The organism is Kribbella sp. (genome assembly GCF_035655035.1).
GTDB lineage: Bacteria > Actinomycetota > Actinomycetes > Propionibacteriales > Kribbellaceae > Kribbella.
Window position 1 is genome coordinate 1 of record NZ_DASRVN010000718.1, and the last position, 8,563, is coordinate 8,563.

An 8,563-nucleotide genomic window follows, 5' to 3' on the forward strand; every position below is an offset into this window, starting at 1 on the left:
TCCCAGAAGCGCTGCGCCAGGCTCTGCTGGATCGAGAACGACGGGTTGTTCCGGTCGAGTACGGCGCTGCCCGACCGATCGCCCAGCTGGTACGTGACGATCGTCTCCGCGCCCTTGACGTAGCCTTCGTCGTCGGCGAACAGCGAGCTCCGCACGACGTGATGGGCATCATGTTTCTGCTCGGGACAGGTCCAGTCGAGGACGATCTTCGCGTACGGCACGTCACGCAGGTGTACGGCGAAGTCGCCGACCTGGCGGGGAACGCAGTCCACGAGGGCGAACCGATCGGTGAGGTAGTCGACCGCGGTCGACTTGTGGCCGTTCAACGCTTTCTGTTGCGCCGGGAGGTCGCCGGCGTTCCAGGCGGGCATGCCGGCCTTGTAGAGCGGGTCGTCGTGCTCCAGGTCGGCGACCGAGACGATGAACAGGTCGTACTCGACGTCGAGCTCGGTGCGCACGTGACCGGGCTGCTCCCCTGCCTTGATGTCGACGTACGCCGTCGAGCTGAACCCGTGAGCGCCCGCGGGGACGGCTCCGAGGAACGTCAGCACCACGATCAGGGCTCCGAGCGCCAGGCGGGTTCGCATGACACGGGAAGGTTTCGCAAGCGGATGAACGATTCCCGAACACACCGCGAACAGACCTTGGTGGCAGCCGGAATCAGGTAGGAAGTGGGCATGCGTTCCCGTCTTGCCGCCGCTGTCGTCGCGACTGCGGTGTTCGTCCCGCTGCTCACCGGATGCGGCGGCGATGCCCCGGCCGCCACGACCGCCCACGCGACGGTCGGCACGGACTTCTACAACGAGGCCGACCCGCCGCCGCCGGAAGGCACGATCACCCCGGCTCCCGGATCGTGGGACCACGTCCAGGCGCCGAAGGGCTACCGGGCCGTACTGGTGTCGATGGGCACCGATCCGCAGACCAGGACGCTGGTCACCGCGATCGACCAGTGGGCACGTGCCGAGGGTGTGCGCCTGGAGCACATCGTGGTCACCGGCCACGACGAGATCATCGCCAAGGTCACCGCGGCGATCGACCTCAGGACCGACCTCGTCATCTCCGCGGGCAACGGACTCGTCGACGCGCTGGCGACGATCACCGCCGCACATCTGCAGCAGGACTTCCTGGTCGTCGGCGCCGAGCTCGCCGAGCCGACGCACAACGTGACCGCCGCCGACTGGGCCGGCGCATCGTTTCGCGGCGAAGGTCTCGGCGCGTCCTCGACGTACGACCCGAAGTCGTTCACCCCGGAACGCGCGGAGCGGGCGATCCGCGCCGGCGCCGCGGCCGTGCTGAGCAACCACACCGGCATCGTCGTCTGGCTCGACTGACCGACAGACGCAAGCAGGCGTTTCTCAGCTGTTCATCAGGTACTGCGAGGCTGCGGCTCCGCTTTTGTATCCGGAGAAAGACGAACTGATGAGACTCAGCGTGTTCAAGCCGCGCACCCGCCGCGGCATCGTCGCATCGATCAGCCTCACCACGTTGGCCTGCGGCGCGTTGGCCGCCACCGCGTACGCCGACTCCACCGCCGCGCCGTACGACATCCTGCTCGGCGTCGGCTCCGACGAGACCTCCCGCAACCTCGCCTGGTACGCCCCGGGGGACACCGACCAGAAGGTGCTCCTCGAGGAGACCAAGAAGCTCAGCGCCGGCGAGTTCAACGCGAAGGCGACCGTCATCGACGCGGTCGAGAAGCAGAACTGGGTCGGCACGACCACCGCCCGCAACGCGCGCGCCACCCTCTCGGGCCTGAAGCCCAACACCACCTACGCCTACAAGGTGGGCGCGGACGGCGCCTGGTCGCCCAAGTACACCTTCACGACAGGCAACTTCGGCAAGGGCCAGCCGTTCTCGTTCCTGTTCTTGGGCGACCCACAGATCGGGTCCTCGGGCGACGCCGTTGCCGACGGCAAGGGCTGGGCCGCGACCCTCGCCTACACCCGGCAGCACGACGCCGACGCCGAGCTCCTGGTCTCCGGTGGCGACCAGGTCGAGAGCGCCAACAACGAGGACCACTGGAACAACTTCGCCGACAGCGGCGACGTCCTGAAGCAGGTCGCGTGGGCGTCGACGATCGGCAACCACGAGTCCGGCGGGCAGGCGATCCTGCAGCACAACTTCACTCCGAACACCGACAACAACGCGTCCTTCTACCCCGGCGGCAACACCACGACCGCGGCCGGCGGCGACTACTGGTTCACCTACAAGGGCGTGCTGTTCATCGACATCAACTCCAACGCCTACAACAGCGGCTCGGACCCGGCGCACGTGGCCTACGTCAAGGACGTCATCGCCAAGCACGGCGCGGGAACCAAGTGGACCACGCTGGTGTACCACCACTCGATCTACTCGCCGGCCGCGCACGCCAACGACAGCGACAACAAGGTCCGCCGCCAGGACTTCACCACGGAGTTCTCGAAGCTGGGCGTCGACCTGGTGCTCCAGGGCCACGACCACTCGTACTCGCGCAGCTACGAGATCAAGAACGGCACCAAGGCCAACGCCTCGGAAACCCCGGACCAGCCCCAGGTCGACCTCGGCCCCGGCGGCGTCATCTACGTCACCGCCAACTCCGCCTCAGGTTCGAAGTACTACGACCTGACCGCGCCGAGCGACCCGGCGTACGGCGCCGACCCGCTCGACAACAGCACCGGCCGCAAGCGCCACTGGGCGAACGCCGCGGAGAACCAGGAACACGTCCGCTCCTACCTCCGTGTCGACGTCAAGGCCGACAAGCTCGAGCTCAGCGCCATCCGGGCCGGCGACTGCGCGGACCTCACCACCAACCCGGCCGTCGCCCGCAACAACGTCACGTGGTGCGGCAACCCGGCGAACACCACGATCGTCGACCCCGTCACCAAGAAGGTCACCGGCGTCCAGAACAATGTCCCGGTCGCCCCGATCGGCTCGCTCATCGACCGCCAGCTCTACACCCAGCACTCCAAGCGCTGACCTCAGCTCACTGCGGGCCCGGAGCCGACCGGCTCCGGGCCGCCCAGCCCACGCGACATCGGACCAGTTCTCGCGTACGGCGGTGTCAACAGTTCTCCGAAGGTCATCCGGTCCGATGACTACCTGAATCAACCGCCGTTGGTCGGGTGGTAGGCGCAGGCGTCGTTCAGGTTCTGGGCCGTGCCGGGGGTGGTGGTCGCCGTTGTGGGCTTCTTCGTGCTGCCGGCAGGCTTCCTGGTCGGCGTCGAGGCCGTCGCAATCGGTCCGGTCTTGGGGGCGGCCGGGTTCAGCGCCTTCTCGATGATCGCGCGGATTGCCGTGTAGTTGGGGTTCTTGCCGGTCGGGAAGTTCTGGTCCTTGTTCAGGTCGATGTTGGTCACCTTGGCCTGCTTGACCTTCATCGCGAGCTGGATGAAGGCCGGCAGGAGTTCCTGTGGGATGTCGGTGCGGAGCATCTGCTGGCTGGCCGCGGCAATCTGCTGGTACTTCGTGACCAGCGTGGCCGGGTTCGCGCTGCTGACGATCGCGTGGATCGTGCAGCGCTGCCGCTCCTGGCGCGACGGGTCGCTCAGACCGTACCGGCCGCGGGCGAACCACAGCGCGTGGAAACCGTCCAGTCGCTGGTTCGGGCCCGGCTGGATGTAGTCGGACGGCGGCTTCGGCGCGTTCGCTCCCGGGCCGAGTCCGTACTCGCCGCCGATCGGCACCCGGTAGTTGACATTCACGCTGACACCGCCGAGCGCGTCGACGATCTGCTGGAAACCGGCCAGGTTGACCTGCATGTAGTAGTCGATGTCCAGGCCGAGCGCGGCGCTCGCCGCGAGCTTCACGACGTCGGCGCCCTCGTTGTCGGTCGCGCCCAGGACCCCGTGGTACTTCTTGGGGATCGTGTCGTACATGGCGTCCAGGTAGAACTCAGGTTGCTCGACGTTGCCGCGGCTCGGGTCCCAGAACCCGTCAGGGTACTTCGCATGCAGCGGTGAGTTCGCCGGGAACGGCATCCGCATCCAGTTGCGGCTGAGCGAGATCAGCGAGGTGTCGCCGGTCTTGGTGTCGATGCTCGCCACCATCACCGTGTCGGTCCGGGCGCCCGTACGACCGGCACCGTCATCCGCCCCGAGCAGCAGGAGGTTCAGCCGCGGCGTGTTCGCCCACGGATCCTTCCGGTTCACCGTGGGCCGGGTCGCGCTCTTCGAGTTGCCCTCGGACTGGAACACGCTGCCGACCAGGTCGCGCTGCGCCATCACGGTCTGCGCGGCGAGCGTCGTCGGTACGGCGATCCCGAAGCACAGCACCCCGACCAGCAAGGAGCCGACGAGCCGCCCGGTGTACGTCGGACTCACCGGGCGGATCAGCTTGTGCGACGCCACCACGATCCACACCCAGCCGATCCCCAGCGCGACGACGACAACGGTTGCGAACAGCAACTGGTTCGGGGACACGGCGAGCGCAAGGACCTCGTCACGGCGGGCCAGTCCGAGGTACGCACCGATGACCACCAGACCGATGCTGAGGCTCATCACGAACGCGCCGAGCCGCCTGCGCCCGCCGATGAACAGCCCGAGCCCGGGCAGCAACGTGCCGAACAAGGTCCGCACCACGGCTTGGCGCATGCTGCGAGCCCGATTGCTCCGGCGCGTGGGCCGACGGTCCGGTGCTGGTCTGCTGTGCGACATCTCTCCAGAATTCCTGCCGGCGGACATAGCGCTGCACTGGTACTGACGCGCAACCGGCAGCTTCGGTTTACCGCCCCTGACAAGTCGCGAGATCACGGGCGGCGGCGACAACTTGTTGCCTCCGACAACCCGGTCAGGCCGAGGACCTCGGCAAGCCCTTCACCCGAGATCAAATCCGGTAAGGAGCCCAAGGCTCTCGAGAGCGACCAGGCTGCGAACGCACCCACCGACGCGGAGACGCCCACCGCAGTACGACCGGACTGACCGGTTCGGCGGTCAGTCGCTGATCGCCGCTCGGATCGCCTCGATCGCCCGAGCCTCTTCAGGGGTACGGCGCTGGGCGCCGAGACCGAACGTTCCGCCCTCCTGGTTGGCGCCCGCAACGGCTTCGGCGATCTCCAGCAGGAACGCGTGGAAGGACTCCAGCTCGTCCGGCGCCTTCGCGGCGACGGTCGCGCTCGCCGACCGGATCGTCGCCAGCGCCGGAGCCTCATAGTCGGCGTACGTCGTGCTCGGTCGCAGCCCGGTCTCGAACGTCGACGCGGCGGTGACCTCCCGGATGAACCGCCGAGGGTGCCCGATGCTCGCCTCGCGGAGCTTCTTGACCAGCTCGAACATCTCCTCGGAGTCGACCGTCCCGACCGCCAGCGCGACCAGGACGCCCGCCGCCATCATCGCCCGGTCGAAGTTCGCCCATTCGTCCGCGGTGAAGTCATCCACACCCGCGCCGTCCAACCTACGGACATCCCGCACAGCCTGCATACCCGCGCGGCCCAGCACCGTGCTGAGCCGCCGCGCCGCGGCCAGCGCCTGCGCGCGAGCGTCGTCCGTCAACTCCTCCCACGGTGCGGCACCGTCGACGGCAGCGAAGCGCTCGTGCTCGAGCCGCGCCAGCAGTTCGGCCTCGTCGTCGGCGAACGTGACAGTCACCGCGGGATCGAAGGCCGGCACCATGACGTAGCCCGCCGCGGCCAATTGCTCGCCGAGCCCCCGAGCGCGGGCGAGGAGCGATTCCCTGCCGCCGTCCGTCAGCTGCTCCCAGCCGCCCTGCCCCTCGACCTCGTGAATCGCCCGCGCGAGGTCCTCGACGATCTCGCCGGTGGTGAACCCGCTGAGGCTCTCGATCAGCCGGTCCTGCGCCGTCAACCGGGCCTCCATCCGGCGGCACTCGTGCAGAATCGCCTCGCCGTTCAAGTACGTCTGCTCCGCACGCCGGTCACCGGCCCGCTCGAGCACACCCTGGCCGACCATGATCACGATCATGAAGATCAGCTGGACGAGCGTCGAAAGGAACGACATGAACGCGAACGGATACGGATCGAAGTGCTGCACCCCGAACGCCGCCGTACTGGTCCAGATGATCTGCGTCACGGCGGCCAGGTAGACCGCCCACATGCTGCCCATCCGCTCCGTCAGCCAGGCCGCGATCCGGCCGTTCACCCCGATCTGCTGATCCAGCGCCCGCGGCGGAGACTGCACCTTGTGCCGCTCGATCCACGGGTGCGGGCTCGACTCCAGCAGGCTGACGCCCCGGCTCAACGCCTGGTCGTGCCGGTCGAGATGCGCCTGGATCCGGGAGATCCGGGCGAAGATCGCCTCCGCGTTCTCGTACGTCTGCTCCGCTCGCCGATCGGCCGCCATCCCGAGCACCCGCTGGCCAACCAGGATCACCAGGCACAGTACGAGCTGCACCACGTTGTCGAGAAAGAGCAGGAACGAGAACGGGTACGGGTCCAGGCTGTGCAGCGGCCCCCAGGTGGCCAGCGCCATCCAAGCGCCGACGATCACGAGGACGACGTACAGCGCCTGCATCGAGCCCACCGCCCGGGTCAGCGCGGCAGCGATCGCGCCGTTCACTCCGATCTGTTCGTCGGCCGCGGTGACCGGCTCCGTCGCGTCGGCGGTGGCTGGCAATGTCATGGGCGATCCTCCGCTGTCGATAGGCTGCGAACCGTACCAATCGAAAGGGACAGCGTGGACCTGGGCCTGGTGGGGCAAGCAGCCGGAATGTTCGCGGTCACCAACATCGACGACATGCTCGTGCTCGCGGTGTTCTTCGGCCAGACGCGAGGCTCGCGGGCCGTCGCGATCAGGGTGGTGCTCGGGCAGTACGTCGGCTTCGGCGCGATCCTCGGCGTGTCCGTGATCGGCGCCCTCGGCGCGGACCTGCTGCCGGACAAGGCGATCCCGTACCTCGGCCTGCTTCCGCTCCTGCTCGGTCTGCGCGCCGCCTGGACCGTCTGGAAGCACCGGAACTCCGACGATGATCCGCCCCGGGCGAAGGACGCCGGGATCCTGCAGGTCGCCATGGTGACCTTCGCCAACGGCGGCGACAACATCGGCGTCTACGTACCCGTCTTCGCCGTCGCCGGCGTCGCGGGCATGCTCGGCTACGTCGTGGTGTTCCTGATCGGCGTCGCCGTCTGGTGCGCGATCGGCTGGTACCTCGCCTCCCGGCCCGTCGTCGCGAAGTCGCTGTCCCGCTGGGGCCACCTGATCCTCCCGATCGTCCTGATCGGTATCGGCGTCACGATCCTCGTCCGTGGCGGTGCCCTCAGCTGAGGACTCAGCCGGGACCTGCTACCTTCACCGTCCGTGAACTGGTTCTCCGCTGTTGTCCTCGGCCTGGTCCAGGGCCTGACCGAGTTTCTGCCGGTGTCCTCGTCGGCCCACCAGCGGATCGTCGCCGCGCTGGCCGGCTGGCCCGACCCCGGCGCGGCCTTCACCGCCGTCACCCAGCTCGGCACCGAGGCCGCCGTACTGATCTACTTCCGGCGCGACATCGCCCGGATCATCGTGTCGTGGTCGAAGTCGCTGATCGACCGTGACCGCCGCAGCGACCCCGACGCCAAGCTCGGCTGGTACGTGATCATCGGCACGATCCCGATCGCCGTCCTCGGCCTCGTCCTGCAGAACCCGATCGAGACCGCGTTCCGCGACCTGCGACTGGTCGCCGCGGCACTGATCGGATTCGGCATCGTGCTCGGCATCGCCGACCGGATCGCCGCCGACGACCGGCCGTTGACCCGCCTCACGACCGGCAACGCGATCGTCTACGGATTCGCCCAGGCGCTCGCCCTGATCCCGGGCGTCTCGCGCTCCGGCGGCACGATCACCGCCGGCCTCCTGATGGGCTACCGCCGCGAAGCCGCCGCCCGGTACTCCTTCCTGCTGGCCATCCCCGCCGTACTCGCCTCCGGACTCCTCGAACTCACCAAGATCGGCAACGCCGGCGACAACCCGGCCTGGGGACCGACCCTGCTCGCGACCGCCATCGCCTTCATCGTCGGGTACGCCGCGATCGCCTGGTTCCTGCGCTACATCGCCACCCACCGCTTCACCACCTTCGTCATCTACCGCATCGCCCTCGGCGCCGCCGTCCTCGCCCTGACCGGAACCGGAGTACTGGCGAACTGAATCCCCGCGCCATTGGAATGCCGATCGCCCGCGACGAATCCCAGCAGAGCGCCAGTTGACGCACTTCGCCGGTCAACTCCAGAGGCCAAGACCAGCGCTCGCCGGGCCTTGACCAGCTTGCATCCTGGGGTCGCCGAGACCACAACTGCGGCTTCCCTCCCGGCCCGGCCGATCGTTACGGGCTCTGTGGCTCGCCGCGGAACCGCCGGGCACCAACACCGCCGAACCAGCCAGCCCCTCCGCCGACAACCTCAACCTACTCGCCACCTGGGCCGCCACCGAACCCTCACAGCTGTCTCAGTCCGAAGAGCCATCGACAGCATGCCACGACGTGCACACGCTGCCTGACAAGGGCACCGACGAGTCCAACTGAACGGCCTGTGGGACGAGTTCTGACAAACAGACGCTGCGGCTTCTCGTCCTCACCTCTTGACGAAGTTCAGTGAAGGAACCCGTCCCGCATGCCGTGCTCGCCCGGCAGTTGCTCAACCGCCTTGGCCAGCTCGAGCCGGACC

The 8,563-nt window shown here is 68.1% G+C and carries 6 protein-coding genes and 1 pseudogene; 4 read left to right on the plus strand and 3 right to left on the minus strand.

The annotated features are described in order from the left end of the window. Positions 1–587 (minus strand): annotated as a pseudogene (locus tag VFF46_RS37245) (HupE/UreJ family protein); the annotation flags it as partial. A 90-nt stretch (positions 588–677) separates the two neighbouring features. Here VFF46_RS37245 and VFF46_RS37250 point away from each other — a divergent pair. Further along, entirely contained in the window at positions 678–1,331 is a 654-nt protein-coding gene (locus tag VFF46_RS37250; protein ID WP_325041975.1) for a hypothetical protein, read from the plus strand. Positions 1,332–1,419: 88 nt separating this feature from the next. Next, complete coding sequence (locus VFF46_RS37255) at positions 1,420–2,955, plus strand: metallophosphoesterase family protein (RefSeq protein ID WP_325041976.1); 1,536 nt, start codon at positions 1,420–1,422, stop codon at positions 2,953–2,955. A 128-nt stretch (positions 2,956–3,083) separates the two neighbouring features. Here the strand turns inward: VFF46_RS37255 and VFF46_RS37260 are convergent, their stop codons facing one another. Together VFF46_RS37260 and VFF46_RS37265 are read right to left on the minus strand one after the other, a co-directional pair. Continuing rightward, entirely contained in the window at positions 3,084–4,568 is a 1,485-nt protein-coding gene (locus VFF46_RS37260) for an LCP family protein (RefSeq protein ID WP_325041977.1), read from the minus strand. 339 nt (positions 4,569–4,907) lie between these two features. Further along, a complete protein-coding gene (locus VFF46_RS37265; RefSeq protein WP_325041978.1) occupies positions 4,908–6,551 on the minus strand; it encodes a DUF1003 domain-containing protein in 1,644 nt (547 codons plus the stop codon). Between the two features lie 87 nt (positions 6,552–6,638). Here VFF46_RS37265 and VFF46_RS37270 point away from each other — a divergent pair, with 87 nt between their 5' ends. Beyond that, the gene (locus VFF46_RS37270) at positions 6,639–7,193 is read left to right on the plus strand and encodes a cadmium resistance transporter (RefSeq protein ID WP_414673136.1); all 555 of its coding nucleotides are present in this window, start codon (positions 6,639–6,641) and stop codon (positions 7,191–7,193) included. Between the two features lie 33 nt (positions 7,194–7,226). Further along, complete coding sequence (locus VFF46_RS37275; protein ID WP_325041980.1) at positions 7,227–8,048, plus strand: undecaprenyl-diphosphate phosphatase; 822 nt, start codon at positions 7,227–7,229, stop codon at positions 8,046–8,048. The last annotated feature ends 515 nt before the right edge of the window (positions 8,049–8,563 follow it).

Bases quoted from the DNA above. Each gene is read 5' to 3' on its own strand.
- VFF46_RS37270 (WP_414673136.1), top strand. From the start codon at position 6,639: ATGTTCGCGGTCACCAACATCGACGACATGCTCGTGCTCGCGGTGTTC.
- VFF46_RS37255 (WP_325041976.1), top strand. From the start codon at position 1,420: ATGAGACTCAGCGTGTTCAAGCCGCGCACCCGCCGCGGCATCGTCGCA.
- VFF46_RS37250 (WP_325041975.1), top strand. From the start codon at position 678: ATGCGTTCCCGTCTTGCCGCCGCTGTCGTCGCGACTGCGGTGTTCGTC.
- VFF46_RS37260 (WP_325041977.1), bottom strand. From the start codon at position 4,568: ATGCGCCAAGCCGTGGTGCGGACCTTGTTCGGCACGTTGCTGCCCGGG.
- VFF46_RS37265 (WP_325041978.1), bottom strand. From the start codon at position 6,551: ATGACATTGCCAGCCACCGCCGACGCGACGGAGCCGGTCACCGCGGCC.